The following is a 19,984-nucleotide window of genomic DNA, read 5'->3' on the forward strand; positions in this document are numbered from 1 at the left end:
GGCCTGGAAGGGGCGGGCCCGCGCCCTGAACGTTGTTGATCGATGGAGGAGTTCCTCATGCAAGTCTTGCTTCCCCCGGGTTGGCCCCGGCCCAAGGGATATGCCAATGGCGTGGCCGTGCGCGGCCGCCAGATCTTCGTGGCCGGCATGATCGGCTGGGATGCCCACGGGGTGTTTCACACCGACGACATGGCTGGCCAGGTGCGCCAGGCATTGCAGAATATCGTCGAGGTCCTGGAGACGGGCGGCGCCAAGCCCGAACATATCGTGCGCATGACCTGGTACGTGACGGACAAACATGAATACGTGGCGGCCTACCCGGAAATCGGCAAGGCCTTTCGCGAATTGATCGGCAGCTTCAATGCCGCGATGACGGCGGTGCAGGTCGCCGCCCTGATCGAGGACCGGGCCAAAGTCGAGATCGAAGTCACGGCGGTGATTCCGGATTGATCCGCCGGGGGTGCGTGGCTGTTTGCGGAGGCAGTACACTGCAGGCCACCACCTCTTTGCCGTTCGAGCCGCCATGCCTATCCACGAAATCCGCCACCCCCTGATCCGCCACAAGCTGGGCCTGATGCGCAGGGCCGACCTCAGCACCAAGAATTTCCGCGAGATGGCCCAGGAAATCGGAGCGCTGCTGACCTACGAGGCCACCAAGGATCTGCCGCTGGAACCCGTGCGCATCGCCGGCTGGGCGGGCGAACTGGATGTGGAAAAGCTGGCGGGGAAGAAAATCACGGTCGTCCCTATCCTGCGGGCGGGCATCGGCATGCTCGACGGTGTGCTCAGCCTGGTCCCGGGGGCCAAGGTCAGCGCCGTGGGCATTGCCCGCAATGAAGAGACCCTGCAGGCGCAGCCCTATCTGGAAAAGCTGGTCGGGCAGCTGGATCAGCGCCTGGCGCTGATCGTCGATCCCATGCTGGCCACGGGCGGCTCCATGGTGGCTGCCATCGACATGCTGAAGCAGGCCGGCAGCCGCAACGTTCGCGCCCTGGTGCTGGTGGCCGCGCCCGAAGGCATTGCCGCCGTCGAAAAGGCCCACCCGGACGTGCACATCTACACCGCGTCCATCGACGACCACCTGAACCAGGATGGCTACATCATCCCGGGCCTGGGGGATGCGGGCGATCGCATCTTCGGCACGCGGCAGAAGACCGAATAAAACGCCTGCGCGGCCGGCTGCGGCTTGATCTGCCGCAGGCGCACACAGTTTTTGACACTCGCTCGCCGGATGATCAGGTAGGATAGAGATTCCTCTGTCCGACCCAAGGAGTTTTGAATGGCTACACGCAAGCAAATTGCCACCCAGTCTGCCGGCGACGCCCTGATCGAGGACCTGAAATCCAGCCTGGACCAAGCTGAAAAGCTGCTGCGCGAAGCAGCCGACGCGACCGGCGACAAGGCCGCCGACCTGCGCGCCCGGGCCTTGCAGGCGCTGGACCAGGGCCGCGCGGTGCTGTCCGAAACCCAGGCCAATCTGCTCGAGCAAGGTCGCAAGGTCGTCCAGGATACCGACGAATACGTCCAGGCCAATCCCTGGAAAGCCGTGGGGTTCGCCGGCGTGGCGGGGCTCTTGCTGGGCGCCCTGCTGTCGCGGCGCTGATCCCCATGGGGGCGCTTGGCCGCGCAGTGGCGGACTTGGCTGCGCACAGTACCGCGCTGCTGGGCACCCGCCTGGAGCTCCTTGGCCTGGAAGCCCAGGACGCGCGTGATCGGCTGCTGGGCCGCCTGGCGCTGCTGCTGGCGGCCGCCGTGTTCCTGTTGCTGGCCCTGCTGGTGGCCACCCTGACCCTGGCCCTGTATTTCTGGCCGACCGATCACCGTTTTCTGGCGCTGTGGCTGCTGGCCCTGGGGTATGCCGTCGTGGGCGTCGTGCTGATCGTGGTGCTTTGCAGGCGCTTGCGGCAGGACCCCGCTCTCTTTGCCGTGACGGCGGACGTGCTGCGTCAGGATGCCCGGGCGTTCGGGATGGCGCCGACAGGCGCCGGGCCCGAAGGCGAGCCGGCCGATGCGACGGCGGTTCCCGGAGAGGTTCCATGACCCGTTCGATTCAGGAAAGATCCGCCTTCCAGGACCGCCGCCTGCGCATTGAATTGCTGCGCCTGCAGGCAGGCTATCAGCGCCTGGCCGTGCGTCAAAGCGCCTGCCGCCTGGCGGGCGCCGTGCGGCCCGATGTCCTGGCGGCGCAAGCCGGCGACCATCTGCGGGCCGCAGGCCTGGGATGGCTGGGCGTCGGCCTGAGGCTCCTGCGCCGCTATCCCTTGATGGGGTCTTTGCTGGGATCGGTGCTGGGCACCGGCAGCCGCCGTCGCGTCGCCCTGAAAACCGCCTTGATCACAGGGCTGGTCTGGCTGGCGCGGCGCGCCTCGGCGGATAGCCCGAAGCCCTAGTGCGCTGTTCGGTGAATACTCGTACTTGAGTTTGGCGTCCGAATTCAAATGTACGGATCAACCGAACAGCACACTGGATGCATGCGGCGCGAGGGCCGGCTCAGGAAATTCCCAGCTGGTCCCACATGGCGTCCACCCGCTGCTTGACGTCCGCGGACATGCTGATCGGCCGCCCCCATTCGCGCTGGGTCTCGCCCGCCCACTTATTGGTGGCATCCAGCCCCATCTTGCCGCCCAGTCCGGATACCGGCGAGGCGAAATCCAGATAGTCGATGGGGGTGTTTTCCACCAGCACGGTGTCGCGCACCGGATCCATGCGGGTCGTCATGGCCCAGATGACTTCCGGCCAGCTGCGCACGTCGATGTCCTCGTCGACCACCACGATGAACTTGGTGTACATGAACTGGCGCAGCACGCTCCAGAGTCCGAACAGGATGCGTTTGGCGTGGCCCGGGTACTGTTTGCGAATCGAGACCACGGCCAGCCGGTAGCTGCAGCCTTCGGGCGGCAGGTAGAAATCCGTGATTTCCGGGAACTGGCGCCGCAGCAGCGGGACGAAGACCTCATTCAGGGCGACGCCCAGCACGGCGGGTTCGTCGGGCGGCTTGCCGGTGTAGGTGCTGTGATAGATCGGCTGGCGCCGATGGGTGATGCGCTCTACCGTGAAGACCGGGAACCAGTCCTGTTCGTTGTAGTAGCCCGTGTGGTCCCCGTAGGGGCCTTCCAGCGCCATTTCGTAGCCGGTGTCCGGGGGCGGCGGCGCGCCGTCCGGTATCGTGGGGGTCGCCGCCCGTGGGTCCGAAGCGGGCAGGATATGGCCTTCCAGCACGATTTCCGCCTGGGCGGGCACTTGCAGGTCGCTGCCCAGAGCTTGCGCCAGCTCGGTGCGCGACCCGCGCAGCAGGCCGGCGAACTGATATTCCGACAGGCTGTCGGGAATCGGCGTGACGGCCGCCAGCAGCGTCGCCGGATCGGTGCCCAGCGCCACGGCGATCGGGAAGGGCTGCCCCGGGTGCGCCAGGCAATGATCGCGAAAATCCAGGGCTCCGCCGCGGTGCGACAGCCAGCGCATGATCAGCTTGTTGCGGCCGATCAGCTGCTGGCGGTAGATGCCCAGGTTCTGGCGCCGGGCGTTGGGGCCGCGTGTGATGACCAGCCCCCAGGTCAGCAGCGGCGCCACGTCCCCGGGCCAGCAGCTTTGCAGCGGAAGCGTGTTCAGGTCGACCTGATCGGCTTCGATCACGATGTCCTGGCAGGCGGCGCCGCGCACCTGGCGCGGGTTCATGTCCCAGAGCGCGGATTTCAGCAGGGCGACTTTCGACAGAGCGTCGCGCATGCCATGGGGCGGGGTGGGTTCGCGCAATGACGCCAGCAGCTCGCCCGTGTCGCGCAGGGCCGATACCTCGTCCGCGCCCATGCCCCAGGCCACCCGTTGCGGAGTGCCGAACAGATTGGTCAGCACCGGGATGGGGCTGGTCCGCCCGTCATGTTGCGCCTGTTCGAACAGCAGGGCGGGGCCGCCGGCGCGCAGCACGCGGTCGCTGATCTCGGTCATCTCCAGGGCGGTGGAGACCGGGTGGCGAACGCGTGTCAGTTGTCCTTGGCGTTCAAGCTGGGCGATGAAGTCCCGGAGGTCGCGGTATTTCACAGAAAATGGCCAATCAGGTTACAGTGTCGTCGTGCCAAAGATTACCATTCCCCCCGCCCGCACGGCTGCCGGAGGCATCCATGGTTGCAGGGTTGTTATCTGATCGCCTGCAGCACGGCATGCGCGCCGTGCTGCATCCCGTCGGTGAATTCATCCACGTCAGCGCCATCTATCTGGGGCTGGCCGTGTTGACGACACTGGGATTGAGCCTGGTGCTGCCGTCCATGCGCCAGCAGTCGCAGCAATTGCACGAAGTCGTCCTGGCCATGTTCCAGGCCGACGACGCGGGCTATAGCGGCGGCGATGCCGATTATGCCTGGGCGTCGCCCTCGGGCGGCCCGGCGCCGGACGCCGCCGCGCCCGCCTCGGCGCCGGCCCCCGATGTCTCCGTGGATCAGAAACCCGCCGCGGACGATCAGCCCGCGCCGTCCGACGTCGTGTCCTCGGGGCCCCTGGATTTCATGCAGGCTTTGTCCGCCAGCATGGGCGAACAGGCGATCCCCGGGGTGACGGCGGCCCAGGCTCAGGGCCTGCGCAGCTATCTGTCGCGCAAATACCGCATCGCCTCCAGCGTTGCCGGGGCGTTGGTGCGCATGGCGTTCAGCGTGGGCAAGGAACGCCATGTGGACCCGCAGCTGCTGTTGGCCGTGATCGCCATCGAGTCGCGCTACAACCCCTTTGTGGAAAGCTCTGTCGGGGCCCAGGGGCTGATGCAGATCATGGGCCGGGTGCATCGCGAGAAGCTGCGGGCGCACGGCGGGCCGGCGGCGATCTTCAATCCGGCGGTGAACATCCGCATCGGGGCGCAGATCCTGGCGGATTGCATCCGCCGACGCGGCTCGATCGAGGGCGGGCTTGCCTGTTACGTGGGGGCGTCGGGCCCCAGCGACGGGGGCTATGGCGCCAGCGTGCTGGCCGAGCGCCGGCGCATCGCGCTGGCATCCGGGATTCCGCCCGGCAAGAACTGAGGCCGTATCGGGTCGGAGCGGCCGACCCTGTGCGGGGCGGCCTTTTTCAGGCCAGCGGCTGGGCGGCTGCGGCTGCCGGCGCGCCCAGCTTTCCCAAAAACACTTCCATCCGGGCGATGGCCTCGCGCAGGCGGTCCAGGCCCGTGGCATAGGAAAACCGCACTGTGTGACCGGCGTGGGCGCGGCCGAAATCCAGGCCCGGCACGGCGGCCACGCCGGCATCGTGCAGCAGCCGGCGGCAGAATTCAGCGCCGTCCAGACCCTGGGCGCGGATGTCCGCGAAGATGTAGAAGGCGCCGTCGGGCGCGGCAGGCACGTTCAGCCCCAGTCGCGCGAATTCCGGCAGCAGGTAGTCGCGCCGTTCCTTGAAGGACAGGCGCCGGCGTTCGTAGATCTGCATGACCTCGGGCTCGAAACAACTGAGCGCCGCATGCTGGGCCAGCGCCGGGGCGCAGATGGCCAGGCTGGCGGCCAGCCGCTCGATGGCCGGCATCAGTGCGGCCGGCGCCATCAGCCAGCCCAGACGCCAGCCCGTCATGTGGAAGTACTTGGAAAAGCTGTTGATGACCACCAGATCGTCGTCCAGGGTGAGGGCGCTTTGCGGGGCTTCGTCGTAATACAGGCCCAGGTAGATTTCATCCATGATGACGAATCCCCCGCGCGCCCGCACGGCGGCGATCAGGGCCCGCAGGGCTTCGCGGGGCATGGAGGTGCCGGTGGGGTTGCTGGGGGAGGCGATCAACACCCCCCGCGTGGCCGGCCCCCAGTGGGCTTCGATGTCTTCCGGACGCAGTTGGAAACGGTGTTCGGCATCGGTGGGGATCAGCCGGGTGGTGCCGCCGGCGGCCGTGACGAAGTTCTGGTTGGCGGGGTAGGACGGGTCGGGCATCAGGACTTCGTCGCCCGGGTTGATCAGGGCCAGCGCGGCCAGCAGCAGGGCGCCGGAGGCGCCGCCGGTGATCAGGATGCGGGAGGGGTCCACCCGAGCGCCGAAGTGTGTGTCGTAGTAGTGGGAGATCGCCTCGCGCAGGGCGGGGATGCCGATCGGCGCGGTATAGCCGCTGAGGCCGGCGTCGGCGGCCCGGTTCAGGGTTTCCAGCACCCGGGCCGGCGCCGTGAAATCGGGTTCGCCGATGCCCAGGCTGATGATGTCGCGGCCCTGAGCGGCCAGCGCCTGCGCCTGTTTCAGGACTTCCACGGCGTAGAATGGCACCGTGCGTTCGGTTCTATCGGCCAATCGGACCATGACGAATCTCTGCCGCGTTGTCTAAAAGTTTCATTGTAGCCTTGGGGGGCCCCTATGCAGTCACCGTCGCGCCGCGCCTTTCTGGTTGGACGCCGGGCCGAGCGATCTCCCTGGGAAGCCTTCCTGGCTCGCCTGCGCCGGGCGGCCCAGGGGCAGGTCTATGAATTTTCCACGCCGACCGGCAGCGCCCGGCTGGTGCCGGGCCACATGCAGGATGTGTATCAGGCGCGCGCCCTGTGCCATGAATACGGCGTCACGCTGGCCCTGGACGGTATTCCATCGTCGGCCCCGCAGGATGACACGCCCGTGCTGTGGGTGGAACCCGGCTCGGCCATGGCCCGCCATGAACGGCTGGGGGCCGACGACCCGCGCTGGTTCGTGCAGCCGGGTTGCCTCGTGGGTGAACTGGAATCCGCCGGCCTTCCTCAGTTTCGCGACCAGCCGCCTCACCTGACCGTGGCCGCCTGGCTGGCGGATCGCCGCGGGTGCGACTGGGATCGCGGGCAGACCGCCGCCAGCGGCCTGGTGCATGCGCTGGTGCTGCTGGCGGATGGCACGCAAGCCAATCTGGGGGCTTTCGGAGTGGATAACCGCAAGCCGCTGGACAATCTGCGCGTGCAGGGAATGATTCCGCGCCTCTTCGAACTGAATGCCGGCGTCATGGCGGACGTGTCCGAGGGTCCGGGGACGTGCTGGGATGCCCGTTATCGGCTCGATGCGCTCAGTCCGGCGGCGGGGCAGACCCTCAACCTGTCTCATCTCCTGCTGGGCCATGGCGGCGAACTGGGCTGGGTCGAATGGCTGGTTTTCGATGAACGCCTGGGGGCGCCGGCCGACCGGCCCTACGAATCCCGCTATGGGAATCGCCCCGGGTCGGGGGGTGTCCGGCAGTCCTGCGATCAGGCCATCCGGGCGCTGTTCGACCCCGATGGGCTGTTTCCCGCCCAGGGGCAGCGGTTCGACCATTCTTATGGCGTCGATGCATGAACGGCATGCGCGCCAGGGCATACTCCTGACCCATGCAAGCGGCTAGAATGGCATCACCCCTCATATCACTTGATCAAGGCATCACGATGGATGAATCCCTGCGCGCGGCGGCGCTCGAGTATCACGAGCATGGCCGTCCCGGCAAAATCTCGGTCACTCCCACCAAGCAACTCTCCAATCAGCGGGATCTGGCGCTGGCCTACTCGCCGGGGGTGGCGGCGGCCTGCGAGGAAATCGTCAACGATGCCCATAATGCCTTTCGCTATACCGGGCGGGGCAATCTGGTCGGCGTGATCACCAACGGCACGGCGGTGCTGGGCCTGGGCAATATCGGCCCGCTGGCGTCCAAGCCCGTCATGGAAGGCAAGGCCGTGCTGTTCAAGAAATTTTCCGGCCTGGACGTGTTCGACATCGAGATCAACGAGCAGGACCCGGACAAGCTGGTGGACATCATCGCGGGCCTGGAGCCCACGTTCGGCGGCATCAACCTGGAAGACATCAAGGCGCCGGAATGCTTCGAGGTCGAGCGCAAGCTGCGCGAGCGCATGAAGATCCCGGTCTTCCATGACGACCAGCACGGTACGGCCATCTGCGTGACGGCCGCCTTCATCAACGGCCTGGAAGTCGTCGGCAAGGACATCGCCAAGGTCAAGGTCGTTGTGTCCGGCGCCGGCGCCGCCGCCCTGGGCTGCCTGGAACTGATGATGGACATGGGCCTGCCCCTGGAACACATCTGGGTGTCCGACATCGAGGGCGTGGTCTACGAAGGCCGCACCGTCCTGATGGACCCGAAAAAAGCCCGTTTCGCGCAAAAGACCGATGCCCGCACGCTGGACGACATCATCGGGGATGCCGACGTCTTCCTGGGCCTGTCGGCCGGCGGGGTGCTGAAACCCCCCATGGTCAAGAAAATGGCGGCCCGCCCGCTGGTGCTGGCGCTGGCCAACCCCAATCCCGAGATCCTGCCCGCCGATGCGTTCGCGGTGCGCGACGACGTGGTGATCGCCACCGGCCGGTCCGATTTCCCCAATCAGGTCAACAACGTCCTGTGCTTCCCCTACATCTTCCGGGGGGCGCTCGACGTCGGCGCCACGACGATCACCCGCGGCATGGAAAAGGCCGCCGTCACCGCCATCTGCAAGCTCGCCCGAGAGGAACAGAACGACGTCGTGGCGGCCGCCTATGGCCTGTACGACGTATCCTTCGGGCCCAATTATTTCATCCCCAAGCCCTTCGACCCGCGCCTGATCGTGCGCATTTCCCCGGCGGTCGCCAAGGCCGCCATGGACGACGGCGTGGCCACGCGCCCCCTGGCCGATTTCGATAGCTACGCCGGCCAGCTGGAGCAGTTCGTCTACCATTCCGGCGCCTTCATGAAGCCGCTGTTCTCGGCCGCGCGGGCCATGGTGCGCGAGGGCGGCAAATCCCGCATCGTCTTTGCCGAAGGGGAAGACGAACGCGTGCTGCGCGCGGTGCAGATCGTGGTCGATGAGCGCCTGGCCAAGCCTATCCTGATCGGCCGTCCGGCCGTGCTGGCGGCCCGCATCGAAAAATACGGCCTGCGCATCCGTCTGGGCGAGGACGTCGAGGTCACCAACCCCGAACACGACGAGCGCTTCCATCAATACTGGACCACGTACTGGGAATTGATGTGCCGGCGCGGCATCACCAAGGAAATGGCGCGTGTCGAAATGCGCCGTCGCCTGACGCTGATCGGCGCCATGATGGTGCATCTGGGCGATGCCGACGGCATGATCTGCGGCACGGTCGGTTCCTATGCCAATCACCTGCGCTTCATCGACGAAGTGCTGGGGCAGCAGCCAGGGGCGCGGACCTACGCCGCCATGAACATCCTGCTGCTCGAAGAGCGCACCATCGCCCTGGCCGATACGCACGTCAACGACAATCCGGACGCCGCGCAGATTGCGGAAATCACCCTGATGGCGGCCGAGGAAATGCGCCGCCTGAATATCGAACCCAAGGTCGCCCTGCTGTCGCGTTCCAATTTCGGCACCGGCAGTTCATCCTCGGGTGAAAAGATGCGCGCGGCGCTGGGGCTGGTGCGAGAGCGCGATCCCCACCTGGAAGTCGATGGCGAGATGCACGGCGACTGCGCCCTGGACCCGGCGTTGCGCCAGCGCATCCTGCCGTCCACGACACTGCAGGGAGAAGCCAATCTGCTGATCTGCCCCAGCGTCGATGCCGGCAACATCGCCTACAACCTGCTCAAGACCGCAGCTGGCGGCAACGTGGCGGTCGGGCCCTTCCTGCTGGGCGCCAATGCGCCGGTGCATATCCTGACGTCCAGTTCCACCGTGCGCCGGATCGTCAATATGGCGGCCTTGACGGTCGTCGATGCCAATAAACCCCGACGCGCCTGACCGGCCGCAGATCGGCCTGGTCATGACCGGGGGCGGCGCCCGCGCCGCCTACCAGGCCGGCGTGTTGTCCGGGATCCTGCAGGTGCTGGACCCGGACAGCAGCCCTCGGTTTCGCAATCCCTTCGACATCATCTGCGGGACCTCGGCCGGGGCCATCAATGCCGCCGCCCTGGCTTGCCGCGCCCATCAGCCGCATCGGGCCGTCAGCCACCTGTCCACCTTGTGGCAGGCCCTGCATACGCACGATATCTACTATTCGGACGCCCCGCGCCTCATGCGCACCGGCCTGCAGTGGCTGGGCATGCTGGGCCTGGGGTGGATACGCCCCCAGCTGGCCCGCCATGCCCCGCGGTCCCTGCTGGATAACGACCCCCTGGCGGGCCTGCTGGGCAGGACGCTCAGCTTTTCCCGGTTGCAGACCAATCTGGATCGTGGGCATCTGAAGGCGCTGGCCATTACCGCCACGGCCTACACGACGGGGGAGCACCTGACCTTCTATCAGGCGCGGGAAGGCAGCATCCTGCCCTGGACGCGCACCTTGCGCCGGGCGGTGGCCTGCTCCATCGGGGTGGATCATCTGCTGGCCTCCAGCGCCATTCCTTTCGTGTTTCCGGCGCGGGCGATCCTGATGGGCGACCGGACCCTGTGGTGCGGCGATGGCTCGATGCGCCAGCTCGCGCCCATCAGCCCGGCCATCCACCTGGGGGCGGAACGGGTTTTCGTCATCAGCACCAATTATCAGGACGAAACGCAGCCCGGCATCCGCGAACTCAGCCCTCCGTACCCCAGCCTGGCGCAGATTGCCGGCCATACCTTGTCCAATATTTTTCTGGATGGCATCTCGGTCGATATGGAGCGCATGGAACGAATCAACGGGCTGCTTGCGCGAATCCCCGCAAATGGATTAAAAAGCGAGTCACTGCGGCCCATCCATACCCTGATGATCGCCCCCAGCCGGTCACTGGATGACATGGCGCTGGATCATCTGAATGAATTGCCGCGTGCCGTGCAGACTTTGTTTCGGGTGCTGGGCGTTTCGCCTCGCAAGGCGGATGCCGCAGGGGGGGCGCTGGCGTCTTATTTACTGTTCGAGGCAGGCTACACCCGGGACCTGATTGCGTTGGGCAGGGCGGACAGCATGAACCGTGCTGATGAAATCATCGCTTTTTTCAAGGAGTGGCCCGCATGAGTCAGGCCCAGATAAGCAAAATGTTCGCTCGGGGTGTCGTCGACGCCCAGGCTGTGTCTGAACAGGATGCGCTGACGGCGGCCGCCGAAGCCGGCCTGGCGGCTTTCGTGGTGGATTGCGATCGCGCGCGCAGCCGCTCCGCCGTGTTGCGGGCCGTGGTGAAGTCCATCGACTATCCTGAATTCTTCGGCGGCAATCTGGATGCCTTGTACGATTGCCTGTGCGACACGCTCGGCGACCAGAAGACCGGCCTGTTCCTGTGGTTCCGTCATTTGCATTCGGGCGATCCGGCCCTGGCCGAGGATGCCCAGGCCATCCGCGCGGTGTGCGACGACGTGGTCGAGTTCGGCCAGAACAATGAACGCGTGTTCGTCTATGCCATCCAGCATGCCGGGGCGCATCCCGCCCCCGAACCGGGTGTCGATCCCACGCCGTATTCCGGGCGCGAGGAAAACTGAACCATTTCCCGAGCGCCGCAGTCGGCGGCGCTTACCAGCCCAGCAGGGCGCAGGCTGCGGCCGCCATGGCCAGCCCGGCGGTTTCCGTGCGTAGCACCCGGGGCCCGAAACGCACGCCCTGCAGGCCTTGACGCTGCGCCAGGGCCAATTCGTCGGGCGACCAGCCGCCTTCCGGCCCCACCAATAAATTCAGATGGTCGTCCACGCCGCGCAAGGCCTGGGGAAAATCGGTGTCGCCGTCCGGATGGCAGAACAGGCTGACCCCGGCCAGATGTTCCAGGCTGTCGCGCAAGGGGGCAGGTTCCCGAATCCGCATCAGTTGGTTGCGTCCGCATTGTTCGCTGGCCGCCTGGACGATCGCGCGCCAGTGCGCCAGGCGTTTTTCCAGGCGGGGGCCGCTCAGACGCAGCACGCTGCGTTCGGCCGCTACCGGGATCAGCGTGCCCACGCCCAGCTCCACGGCCTTTTCCACGACCCAGTCCATCTTGTCGCCCGATGCGATGCCTTGTATCAAGGTCAGTTGGCCGCGCAGTTCGCAGTCGATGGCCTGGTGGAGGCCGACGTCCGCCAGGACGGTTCGTCCCTGGATGTCCAGCACGGCCGGGTACTGGCCGCCTCGTCCGTCGAACAGGGTCACGGCAGTGCCGGAGGGCAGGCGCAGGACCCGGATCGCATGGTGCGCCAGGGATTGGGGCAGTTCGATCCGGCGCTCGGCCTGCAGCGGCGACGGACAGAAGAATCGGGCGGTGGGCATGGATGGAGGCTTGTCCCTGCGGCGTGAATGCTCGGACTATAAACCGGAGCGGGCAGGGTGGTAAAATTCAGGGCTTTGTCATCCTGTATGCGGCGAGGCTTGCGGCAATGACCGCGCGGTTCGCCCCCCAAGACCCTATGAGCGCTTTGCCCGCCCCCGATCCTGCCATGGCCAACGCGATTCGCGTGCTGGCCATGGACGCCGTCCAACAAGCCAATTCCGGACACCCCGGCGCCCCCATGGGCATGGCTGATATCGCGCACGTGCTCTGGACGCGTCACTTGCGTCACAACCCGTCCGATCCGGCCTGGATCGACCGCGACCGTTTCGTGCTGTCCAACGGGCATGGCTCGATGCTGCTGTACGCGCTGTTGCATCTCAGCGGCTACGATCTGCCCATGGATGAGCTGCGCAATTTCCGCCAGTTGCATTCCCGCACGCCCGGACACCCGGAGGTCGGCATCACGCCGGGGGTGGAAACCACGACCGGGCCGCTGGGCCAGGGCTTGGCCAACGGGGTCGGCATGGCGCTGGCCCAGGCGCTGCTGGCGAAGGAATTCAACCGCCCGGGGCATGACATCATCGATCACGACACCTACGTGTTCGTGGGCGACGGCTGCCTGATGGAAGGCATCTCCCACGAGGCCTGCTCCCTGGCCGGCACGCTGGGCCTGTCGCGCCTGATCGTGTTCTACGACGACAACGGTATTTCCATCGACGGCCAGGTGCAGAACTGGTTCGCCGACGATACGCCGGCCCGCTTCGAAGCCTACGGCTGGAACGTCTTGCGCGGGGTCGACGGCCACGACATGAATGCCCTGGACGCGGCGATCACTCAGGCCAAGGCCCATGCCGCAGGCAGCCGCGGGCCCACCCTGATCTGCTGCCGCACCGTCATCGGGCGCGGCGCGCCCACCAAGGCCGGCACCGAAAAAGTCCACGGCGCTCCCCTGGGGGCCGACGAGATCGCCGCGGCCCGCAAGGCCATGGGCTGGAATCACCCGCCCTTCGAAATTCCGCGCGAGGTCTACGCCTACTGGAACGGCCGTGAACGCGGCGCCCATCTGCAATCCGACTGGCAGGTGCGGTTCGACCACTATGCCGAAGCCTATCCTGAACTGGCGGCGGAATTGTGCCGGCGCATGGCTGGCGAACTGCCCGTCGATTTCACCAAGCGCGCCCGCGCCTACGTGTCGTCCACCCAGGACAAGGCGGAATCCATCGCTTCGCGCAAGGCCTCGCAGCAGGCCATCGCGGCGTTTGCCGACATCCTGCCCGAACTGCTGGGCGGCTCCGCGGACCTGACCGGGTCGAACTTCACCGACTGGAAAGGCGTCGCGCCTGTGCGCCATACGGCCAATGGCCTGCAGGCCGGGCGCCACATCAACTACGGTGTGCGCGAATTCGGCATGGCGGCCATCATGAACGGCATGGCCCTGCATGGCGGCTACCTGCCCTTCGGCGGCACATTCCTGACTTTTTCCGACTATTCACGCAACGCCCTGCGCATGGCGGCTTTGATGAAGCAGCGCGTGGTGCATGTCTTCACGCACGATTCCATCGGCCTGGGCGAAGACGGCCCCACGCACCAGTCCATCGAACATGCCGGCAGCCTGCGCTTGATTCCCAATCTGCACGTCTGGCGGCCCTGCGACACGACCGAGACCGCGGTGGCCTGGCAGGCCGCCCTGGAGCGCCCGGCCAGCCTGGGCATGGCCATGCACGACGGCGGCCCTTCGGCGCTGCTGCTGTCGCGTCAGAACCTGCCCTTCGTCGCCCGCGACGCCGCTACCACCGATGCCATTGCGCGGGGCGGCTACGTGTTGCGCGACATGGTGGGGGCGTGCGCCATCATCATCGCCACCGGCTCCGAGGTCGAGCTTGCCTTGCATGCCCAGGATCAGCTGGCCGCGCGCGGCATTGCCACGCGGGTGGTGTCCATGCCTTGCACCCAGGTCTTCGACGCCCAGGATGCCGGCTGGCGCAGCGCCGTGCTGCCGGCCGGTCTGCCGCGCGTCGCCGTCGAGGCCGGGGGCACGGCCACTTGGTACAAATATGTCGGGACGACCGGTGCTGTGGTCGGGATCGACTCTTTCGGGGAATCGGCGCCTGCCGGTGTGTTGTTCAAACATTTCAACCTCACGGCCGATCATGTTGCGGCCGCTGTCGAGCAGCTTTTGTAAAGGAGATCCTTCATGACCATCCGCGTCGCCATCAATGGTTACGGCCGTATCGGCCGCAATATCCTGCGTGCCCACTACGAAGACGGGAAAAAGCACGATATCCAGATCGTGGCCATCAATGATCTGGGCAATCCCGAGACCAACGCCCACCTGACCCGCTACGACACGGCCCACGGCCGCTTCCCCGGCACGGTCGAGGTCGATGGCGATTTCATGGTGGTCAATGGCGACCGGATCCGCGTGCTGGCGGATCGCGATCCCTCCAAGCTGCCCTGGGGCGAGCTGAACGTCGACGTGGTGCTGGAATGCACGGGCTTTTTCACCACCAAGGAAAAAGCATCCGCCCACCTGAAGGGCGGCGCGAAAAAGGTCATCATTTCCGCCCCCGGCGGCAAGGACGTGGACGCCACCATCGTCTATGGCGTCAATCACCAGGTGCTGAAGGCATCCGACACGGTCATCTCCAACGCCTCGTGCACCACCAACTGCCTGGCGCCGCTGGTGCATCCCCTGCATCAGCAACTGGGCATCGTCAATGGCCTGATGACCACCATCCATGCGTACACCAACGACCAGGTCCTGACCGACGTCTACCATTCGGACCTGCGCCGCGCCCGTTCGGCCACGCACAGCATGATCCCGACCAAGACCGGCGCCGCGTCGGCGGTCGGCCTGGTGCTGCCGGAACTGAACGGCAAGCTCGACGGCTACGCGATCCGCGTGCCGACGATCAATGTGTCCATCGTCGATCTGTCCTTCGTGGCCGCGCGTGAAACCTCGGTGGACGAGGTCAACGGCATCCTCAAGGCTGCTTCCGAAGGCCCGCTGAAGGGCATTCTGAACTACACCACCGAGCCCCTGGTGTCGGTCGACTTCAACCACGACCCGGCCTCCAGCACCGTGGACGCGGGGCTGACCAAGGTATCCGGTTCCCTGGTGAAGGTCTCGTCCTGGTACGACAACGAATGGGGCTTCTCCAATCGCATGCTCGATACCACGGTCGCCCTGATGGCCGCCAAATAAGCCGGGCAGTCCGGTGATCGTCTCGCCGGCGCGCCCGATCCGGGCGCGGCCAGGCAAGTGTCCTGTTCGGGCTGACCGAACAGGACACCAGACACAAGGGCGGGGCGACCCGCCCTTTTTTCCGTTCCGCAGATGCCGGCATGCCGGGCTCAGACGCCCGGCGCGCCGGCATCTCGCGCAGAAAAAAGGCAAATCATGTCGATACAGACACTTTCCGGCCTGGCGCAGGCCGGCGCCCTGGCGGGCAAGCGCGTTTTCATCCGCTCCGACCTGAACGTGCCCCTGGACCAGGGGAAGATCACGGAAGACACCCGCGTGCGGGCGTCCGTGCCGGCGATCCGCCTGGCGTTGGATGCGGGAGCCGCCGTCATGGTGACGTCCCACCTGGGCCGCCCCAAGGAAGGCGTCGTCGGCCCTGACGACACCTTGCAGCCTGTGGCGGAGCGCCTGGCCGAATTGCTGGGCCGTCCCGTGCGGTTGGCGCGCGACTGGGTCGATGGGGTGGATCTGGCGGCGGGCGACGTGGTCCTGCTGGAAAACTGCCGTTGCAACCCGGGCGAAAAAAAGAACGACCCGGATCTGGCCCGCCGCATGGCGGCCTTGTGCGACGTCTACGTGAACGACGCCTTCGGCACCGCGCATCGGGCCGAGGCCACTACCGAAGGCATCGCCCGCTTCGCCCCCGTGGCGTGCGCCGGGCCGCTGCTGGCCGCCGAACTGGATGCCCTGGGCCGCGCCCTGCAGGCGCCGCGCCGCCCCATGGTGGCCATCGTCGGCGGGTCGAAGGTCTCCACCAAGCTGTCCATCCTGCAGGCCCTGGCCGATAAAGTCGATCAGTTGATCGTGGGGGGCGGCATCGCCAACACGTTCATGCTGGCGGCGGGTCTGCCCATCGGCAAGTCCCTGGCCGAGCCGGATCAGCTCGATCAGGCCAAGGCCGTCATGCAGGCCATGCAGGCGCGGGGCGTCCAGGTGCCGATCCCGGTGGACGTGGTCGTGGCGAAGACATTCGCCGCCGACGCGCCCGCGACGGTCAAGGCGGCCGCCGACGTGGCTCCCGACGACCTCATCCTGGACATCGGCCCTCAGACGGCGGCGCTGCTGGCGCAGCAGTTGCGTCAGGCGGGCACCATCGTCTGGAACGGTCCTGTCGGGGTCTTCGAATTCGATGCTTTTGCCGACGGCACCCGGGTCATCGCCCAGGCGATCGCCGAATCGGACGGCTTTTCCATCGCCGGCGGCGGCGATACCCTGGCAGCCATTGCCAAATACGGCATTGCCGACCGGGTAGGCTATATTTCCACGGGGGGCGGGGCCTTCCTGGAATTCCTGGAAGGCAAGACCTTGCCGGCCGTGGCGGCGTTGCAGGCGCGAAGTGCCTGAGGTCTGTTAGAATTCAAGAGGCGGGCCCCTTCGCATGGTTCGGCGGTGAACCTGGTCAGGTCGGGAACGAAGCAGCCACAGCCGTGCAGAACCAGTGCCGAAGTCAGGCTCGCCTTTCCTTTTGTCTTTTCCGGGCGGCGGCCGACTCATGAGCTATCTCGTTCTGGCGCGCAAATGGCGCCCCCGTTCTTTCGATACCCTGATCGGGCAGGACCACGTGGTCCGGGCGCTGACCCATGCCCTGTCGTCCGGGCGCCTGCATCATGCCTGGCTGTTCACCGGCACCCGGGGCGTGGGCAAGACCACGCTGTCGCGCATTCTGGCCAAATCCCTGAACTGCGCCGATGGCGTCACGGCAACGCCCTGCGGCCATTGCCAGGCCTGCACCGAAATCGATGCCGGACGCTACGTCGACTACATCGAACTGGATGCGGCGTCCAATCGCGGCGTGGACGAAATGACCCAGTTGCTGGAGCAGGCGGTGTATGCGCCGTCCGCCGGCCGCTACAAGGTCTACATGATCGACGAAGTGCACATGCTCACCGGGCATGCCTTCAACGCCATGCTGAAGACCCTGGAAGAACCCCCCGAACACGTCAAGTTCATCCTGGCCACCACCGATCCGCAGAAGATCCCCGTCACGGTGCTGTCGCGCTGCCTGCAGTTCAACCTGAAGCAGATGACGGTGCCGGCCATCGTCGAACATCTGCAGCACGTCCTCGGCCAGGAATCCATCCCCGCCGATGCCCAGGGCCTGCGTCTGATCGCCCAGGCGGCGGCGGGCTCCATGCGCGATGCCCTGTCCCTGACGGATCAGGCCATTTCCTATTCGGCGGGCAATCTCACTGCCGCCGCCGTGGGTGAAATGCTGGGCACGCTGGATCAGCACCATCTGGTCGCGCTGCTGCGGGCCTTGGCGGCGGCCGACGCGCCCGGGATCCTGGCCGTGGCGGACGAGCTGGCCGCCCGAGGCCTGTCGTTCCAGTCCGCGCTCGCGGACCTGGCGGTCCTGCTGTCCAGGGTCGCCATTGCTCAGCGCCTTGGGCATGCTCAGGCGGACGATCCCCTGGCCGATGACATCCAGGCGCTGGCCGCCGGCCTTGGCCCGGACGACGTGCAGCTCTTTTACGCCGTGGCCGTTCATAGCCGCCAGGAACTGGCGCTGGCGCCCGACGAATATGCGGGCTTCGTCATGGCCTGCCTGCGCATGCTGGCCCTGTTGCCGCCGGATCGTGTGCCGCCGGTATTGCTGGACGTGCCTGCCGCCCGGCCGGCGGCGGGATCCGCCGCGCCTGTGGCCGCCCCCGCGGCCTCTGCGGGCGCTTCCACCGCTGCGGCTGTCCCGGCGCCGTCGCTTCCCGCCGCCGCGCCCGCAGCGTTGGCCGTCGCCCCTCCCGTTGCTGCGCCGGCCGCGGCTTTGTCTGATGCGCCGCCTGCTGCGCCGGCGGCCCTCGCTGTCCGGCCGGCCGCCACGGTTGCGCCCGTTGCGGCCCCGGCTGACGAGCCGCCCGCCTGGGATGCGCCGGAATCCGGTGTTCCGGCGTTGCCGCCGACGGCCTCCAAGCCCCGGGAACCCTTGGCAGGGGAGGCGGCGGATGCCGGCGCCTCCGGCGCCGGAACTTCGGATCGGATCGCGCCGGCCGCGCAAGCCCCGGATGCCGATGCGCCGCCTGACGAGATGGAACCGGCAGGCCAGGACTGGACCGCCGACGTGCCGGATGATTTCGAGGCAGCTGCGGCGGCCGATGTCCTGGACGCGGAAGACCTGCCCGTGAGGCTGACGGATTTGCCGGGCGCGTCGGCGCCGGCTGTCATCGAGGTCCCCGATCCCGCCCGCCTGACCGCGTCCGAATGGCCGGCGCTGGCGGCGGACCTGCCCGTCACCGGGGCGGCGCGCGCGCTGGCGCTGAACAGCGAATGGCTGGGCGGCGACGAACAGCAGATCCGCTTGCGCGTGGCCATTCACACCTATACCGAAGGCGGCGCCCACGACCGCCTGCGCACAGTGCTGTCGGAATATTTCGGCCGCGTGCTGCGCCTGGATGTCGCGTACGGCAGCACGGGCGACGATACGGCCGCCGCCGTGGATCAGGCGGCCCGCGCCCAGCGCCAGCAAGCGGCCGAAGACGCAGCGGAACACGATACCCTGGTCCAGGCGCTGGTCGGGCAGTTTTCCGCCCGGCTCGTCCCGGGGACTGTCCGCCCGCCCAGCGCCCCGCTCGGTTGATCCGTACTTTGAGTACGAGCATTGATCGGGCGGGACACTGGGGTATAGTCCCTGTTTCCGTTTTCACCCCTCATCCAATCAGGACATCGCCATGATGAAAGGTCAGATTGCCGGCTTGATGCGCCAGGCCCAGCAAATGCAGGAAAACATGAAGAAGGCCCAGGACGCCCTGGCCGATTTGATCGTCGAAGGCGCGGCCGGCGGCGGCCTGGTGAAGGTCACCATGAGCTGCAAATACGACGTCAAGCGCGTCGTCATCGATCCCTCGCTGTTCGACGATGACCGCGACATGATCGAAGATCTGGTCGCCGCCGCCTTCAATGACGCACAGCGCAAGGCGGAAGCCAGCGCCCAGGAAAAAATGTCGGCCGTCACGGCCGGCATGTCCCTGCCTGCGGGCATGAAACTGCCGTTCTGACATGGCGGCGGGCCTGCCCGAACCGGAACCCCTGCGGGTCTTGATCGACGCCTTGCGCGGTCTGCCCGGCGTCGGCGTGCGCACCGCCCGGCGCATGGCCTACCATCTGCTGCAGCACGATCCCGATGCCGCCTTGAAGCTGGGCGATGCGCTGCGCGATGCGGTGACGGGGCTATGTCATTGCGAACGTTGCAATTCTTTTTCGCAGACGCCGTTGTGCGCCACCTGCGAAAACCCGGATCGCGACGCGTCGCTGCTGTGCGTGGTGGAAACGCCGGCCGATCAGAACATGATCGAGGCTAGCCATGGATACCAGGGCCTGTATTACGTGCTGATGGGGCGCCTGGCCCCCCTGGAGGGCGTCGGCCCCGACCAGGTCCAGTTCGCCCGCCTGCTGGAGCGCGCGACCGACGGCCAGGTGCGCGAGGTCATCCTGGCGACCAATTTCACCGCTGAAGGGGAAACCACGGCGTATTACCTGTCCGACATGCTGCGCGGCCGCGGTTTGACGGTCACGCGACTGGCCCGAGGCGTGCCCAGCGGCAGTGAACTGGAATACGTGGATGCCGGCACCATCGCCTGGGCATTGATGGAACGCCGCTCGGGGTAGCCACGCGCGGCGTGGGGGCAGTTTTACCGCCGGGCCGTCCCAAGGTAAAACACGCCCCCTCGGGGGGCAGCAAGCAGGCGCAGCCTGCGCGGCGTGGGGGCAGTTTTACCGCCGGGCCG

Annotated in this window: 19 protein-coding genes and 1 other RNA gene; 17 read left to right on the plus strand and 3 right to left on the minus strand. The window is 66.8% G+C overall.

All coding sequences use genetic code 11. From position 1 onward, the window contains the following. Positions 1 to 57: 57 nt before the first annotated feature. The 5 genes from WBG56_RS15305 (at position 58) to WBG56_RS15325 (ending at position 2,390) form a co-directional block, all read left to right on the plus strand. A complete protein-coding gene (locus tag WBG56_RS15305) occupies positions 58 to 450 on the plus strand; it encodes a RidA family protein (protein WP_424269860.1) in 393 nt (130 codons plus the stop codon). Positions 451 to 523: 73 nt separating this feature from the next. Next, positions 524 to 1,162 (plus strand): uracil phosphoribosyltransferase, encoded by a 639-nt coding sequence (upp, locus tag WBG56_RS15310; RefSeq protein WP_424269862.1) that lies wholly within the window; start codon positions 524 to 526, stop codon positions 1,160 to 1,162. Positions 1,163 to 1,279: 117 nt separating this feature from the next. Further along, positions 1,280 to 1,603 (plus strand): DUF883 family protein, encoded by a 324-nt coding sequence (locus WBG56_RS15315; RefSeq protein WP_424269864.1) that lies wholly within the window; start codon positions 1,280 to 1,282, stop codon positions 1,601 to 1,603. Positions 1,604 to 1,608: 5 nt separating this feature from the next. Beyond that, complete coding sequence (locus WBG56_RS15320) at positions 1,609 to 2,040, plus strand: phage holin family protein (RefSeq protein ID WP_424269866.1); 432 nt, start codon at positions 1,609 to 1,611, stop codon at positions 2,038 to 2,040. Continuing rightward, positions 2,037 to 2,390 (plus strand): hypothetical protein, encoded by a 354-nt coding sequence (locus WBG56_RS15325; RefSeq protein WP_424269868.1) that lies wholly within the window; start codon positions 2,037 to 2,039, stop codon positions 2,388 to 2,390. Before WBG56_RS15320 ends, WBG56_RS15325 begins: the two co-directional genes overlap by 4 nt. Positions 2,391 to 2,490: 100 nt before the next feature. Here the strand turns inward: WBG56_RS15325 and WBG56_RS15330 are convergent, their stop codons facing one another. Beyond that, positions 2,491 to 4,038 (minus strand): UbiD family decarboxylase, encoded by a 1,548-nt coding sequence (locus tag WBG56_RS15330; protein WP_424269870.1) that lies wholly within the window; start codon positions 4,036 to 4,038, stop codon positions 2,491 to 2,493. 80 nt (positions 4,039 to 4,118) lie between these two features. Here WBG56_RS15330 and WBG56_RS15335 point away from each other — a divergent pair, with 80 nt between their 5' ends. Next, positions 4,119 to 5,006, plus strand: a complete 888-nt coding sequence (locus tag WBG56_RS15335) for a lytic transglycosylase domain-containing protein (RefSeq protein WP_424269872.1) — start codon at positions 4,119 to 4,121, stop codon at positions 5,004 to 5,006. Positions 5,007 to 5,052: 46 nt separating this feature from the next. Here the strand turns inward: WBG56_RS15335 and WBG56_RS15340 are convergent, their stop codons facing one another. Further along, entirely contained in the window at positions 5,053 to 6,252 is a 1,200-nt protein-coding gene (locus WBG56_RS15340) for a pyridoxal phosphate-dependent aminotransferase (RefSeq protein ID WP_424269874.1), read from the minus strand. A 54-nt stretch (positions 6,253 to 6,306) separates the two neighbouring features. On the opposite strand from WBG56_RS15340, the gene WBG56_RS15345 reads away from it, so the two are divergent. The 4 genes from WBG56_RS15345 (at position 6,307) to WBG56_RS15360 (ending at position 11,267) form a co-directional block, all read left to right on the plus strand. Further along, positions 6,307 to 7,239 carry a hypothetical protein gene (locus WBG56_RS15345; protein ID WP_424269876.1) on the plus strand — a complete coding sequence of 311 codons (933 nt, stop codon included), beginning with the start codon at positions 6,307 to 6,309 and terminating at the stop codon, positions 7,237 to 7,239. An 86-nt stretch (positions 7,240 to 7,325) separates the two neighbouring features. Beyond that, the gene (locus WBG56_RS15350) at positions 7,326 to 9,620 is read left to right on the plus strand and encodes an NADP-dependent malic enzyme (protein ID WP_424269878.1); all 2,295 of its coding nucleotides are present in this window, start codon (positions 7,326 to 7,328) and stop codon (positions 9,618 to 9,620) included. Continuing rightward, positions 9,595 to 10,809, plus strand: a complete 1,215-nt coding sequence (locus tag WBG56_RS15355; protein ID WP_424269880.1) for a patatin-like phospholipase family protein — start codon at positions 9,595 to 9,597, stop codon at positions 10,807 to 10,809. Before WBG56_RS15350 ends, WBG56_RS15355 begins: the two co-directional genes overlap by 26 nt. Further along, positions 10,797 to 11,267 (plus strand): barstar family protein, encoded by a 471-nt coding sequence (locus tag WBG56_RS15360; protein WP_424269882.1) that lies wholly within the window; start codon positions 10,797 to 10,799, stop codon positions 11,265 to 11,267. Before WBG56_RS15355 ends, WBG56_RS15360 begins: the two co-directional genes overlap by 13 nt. A 31-nt stretch (positions 11,268 to 11,298) precedes the next feature. Here the strand turns inward: WBG56_RS15360 and WBG56_RS15365 are convergent, their stop codons facing one another. After that, complete coding sequence (locus WBG56_RS15365; protein WP_424269883.1) at positions 11,299 to 12,021, minus strand: 16S rRNA (uracil(1498)-N(3))-methyltransferase; 723 nt, start codon at positions 12,019 to 12,021, stop codon at positions 11,299 to 11,301. A 137-nt stretch (positions 12,022 to 12,158) separates the two neighbouring features. Here WBG56_RS15365 and tkt point away from each other — a divergent pair, with 137 nt between their 5' ends. The 7 genes from tkt (at position 12,159) to recR (ending at position 19,865) form a co-directional block, all read left to right on the plus strand. Further along, positions 12,159 to 14,204 carry a transketolase gene (gene tkt / locus WBG56_RS15370; RefSeq protein WP_424269885.1) on the plus strand — a complete coding sequence of 682 codons (2,046 nt, stop codon included), beginning with the start codon at positions 12,159 to 12,161 and terminating at the stop codon, positions 14,202 to 14,204. 12 nt (positions 14,205 to 14,216) lie between these two features. Further along, a complete protein-coding gene (gene gap / locus WBG56_RS15375) occupies positions 14,217 to 15,227 on the plus strand; it encodes a type I glyceraldehyde-3-phosphate dehydrogenase (protein WP_424269887.1) in 1,011 nt (336 codons plus the stop codon). Between the two features lie 195 nt (positions 15,228 to 15,422). Beyond that, positions 15,423 to 16,610 carry a phosphoglycerate kinase gene (locus tag WBG56_RS15380; protein ID WP_424269889.1) on the plus strand — a complete coding sequence of 396 codons (1,188 nt, stop codon included), beginning with the start codon at positions 15,423 to 15,425 and terminating at the stop codon, positions 16,608 to 16,610. A gap of 19 nt (positions 16,611 to 16,629) precedes the next feature. After that, positions 16,630 to 16,727, plus strand: an RNA gene (gene ffs / locus WBG56_RS15385) — signal recognition particle sRNA small type. Positions 16,728 to 16,758: 31 nt separating this feature from the next. Continuing rightward, positions 16,759 to 18,837 (plus strand): DNA polymerase III subunit gamma/tau, encoded by a 2,079-nt coding sequence (gene dnaX / locus WBG56_RS15390; protein WP_424269891.1) that lies wholly within the window; start codon positions 16,759 to 16,761, stop codon positions 18,835 to 18,837. Positions 18,838 to 18,928: 91 nt separating this feature from the next. Further along, positions 18,929 to 19,255, plus strand: coding sequence for a YbaB/EbfC family nucleoid-associated protein (locus tag WBG56_RS15395; RefSeq protein WP_424269893.1), 327 nt, complete (start codon positions 18,929 to 18,931; stop codon positions 19,253 to 19,255). Position 19,256: 1 nt separating this feature from the next. Next, complete coding sequence (gene recR, locus WBG56_RS15400; protein ID WP_424269895.1) at positions 19,257 to 19,865, plus strand: recombination mediator RecR; 609 nt, start codon at positions 19,257 to 19,259, stop codon at positions 19,863 to 19,865. The last annotated feature ends 119 nt before the right edge of the window (positions 19,866 to 19,984 follow it).

Origin of the sequence: Castellaniella sp., assembly GCF_049671645.1 — a bacterium.
In the GTDB taxonomy this organism is placed as follows: Bacteria; Pseudomonadota; Gammaproteobacteria; order Burkholderiales; family Burkholderiaceae_B; genus Castellaniella.

Bases quoted from the DNA above. Each gene is read 5' to 3' on its own strand.
- WBG56_RS15320 (WP_424269866.1), top strand. From the start codon at position 1,609: ATGGGGGCGCTTGGCCGCGCAGTGGCGGACTTGGCTGCGCACAGTACC.
- WBG56_RS15315 (WP_424269864.1), top strand. From the start codon at position 1,280: ATGGCTACACGCAAGCAAATTGCCACCCAGTCTGCCGGCGACGCCCTG.
- WBG56_RS15365 (WP_424269883.1), bottom strand. From the start codon at position 12,021: ATGCCCACCGCCCGATTCTTCTGTCCGTCGCCGCTGCAGGCCGAGCGC.
- dnaX (WP_424269891.1), top strand. From the start codon at position 16,759: ATGAGCTATCTCGTTCTGGCGCGCAAATGGCGCCCCCGTTCTTTCGAT.
- WBG56_RS15345 (WP_424269876.1), top strand. From the start codon at position 6,307: ATGCAGTCACCGTCGCGCCGCGCCTTTCTGGTTGGACGCCGGGCCGAG.
- WBG56_RS15340 (WP_424269874.1), bottom strand. From the start codon at position 6,252: ATGGTCCGATTGGCCGATAGAACCGAACGCACGGTGCCATTCTACGCC.
- tkt (WP_424269885.1), top strand. From the start codon at position 12,159: ATGAGCGCTTTGCCCGCCCCCGATCCTGCCATGGCCAACGCGATTCGC.
- WBG56_RS15380 (WP_424269889.1), top strand. From the start codon at position 15,423: ATGTCGATACAGACACTTTCCGGCCTGGCGCAGGCCGGCGCCCTGGCG.
- recR (WP_424269895.1), top strand. From the start codon at position 19,257: ATGGCGGCGGGCCTGCCCGAACCGGAACCCCTGCGGGTCTTGATCGAC.
- WBG56_RS15355 (WP_424269880.1), top strand. From the start codon at position 9,595: ATGCCAATAAACCCCGACGCGCCTGACCGGCCGCAGATCGGCCTGGTC.
- WBG56_RS15395 (WP_424269893.1), top strand. From the start codon at position 18,929: ATGATGAAAGGTCAGATTGCCGGCTTGATGCGCCAGGCCCAGCAAATG.
- WBG56_RS15350 (WP_424269878.1), top strand. From the start codon at position 7,326: ATGGATGAATCCCTGCGCGCGGCGGCGCTCGAGTATCACGAGCATGGC.
- upp (WP_424269862.1), top strand. From the start codon at position 524: ATGCCTATCCACGAAATCCGCCACCCCCTGATCCGCCACAAGCTGGGC.
- WBG56_RS15305 (WP_424269860.1), top strand. From the start codon at position 58: ATGCAAGTCTTGCTTCCCCCGGGTTGGCCCCGGCCCAAGGGATATGCC.
- WBG56_RS15325 (WP_424269868.1), top strand. From the start codon at position 2,037: ATGACCCGTTCGATTCAGGAAAGATCCGCCTTCCAGGACCGCCGCCTG.
- WBG56_RS15335 (WP_424269872.1), top strand. From the start codon at position 4,119: ATGGTTGCAGGGTTGTTATCTGATCGCCTGCAGCACGGCATGCGCGCC.
- gap (WP_424269887.1), top strand. From the start codon at position 14,217: ATGACCATCCGCGTCGCCATCAATGGTTACGGCCGTATCGGCCGCAAT.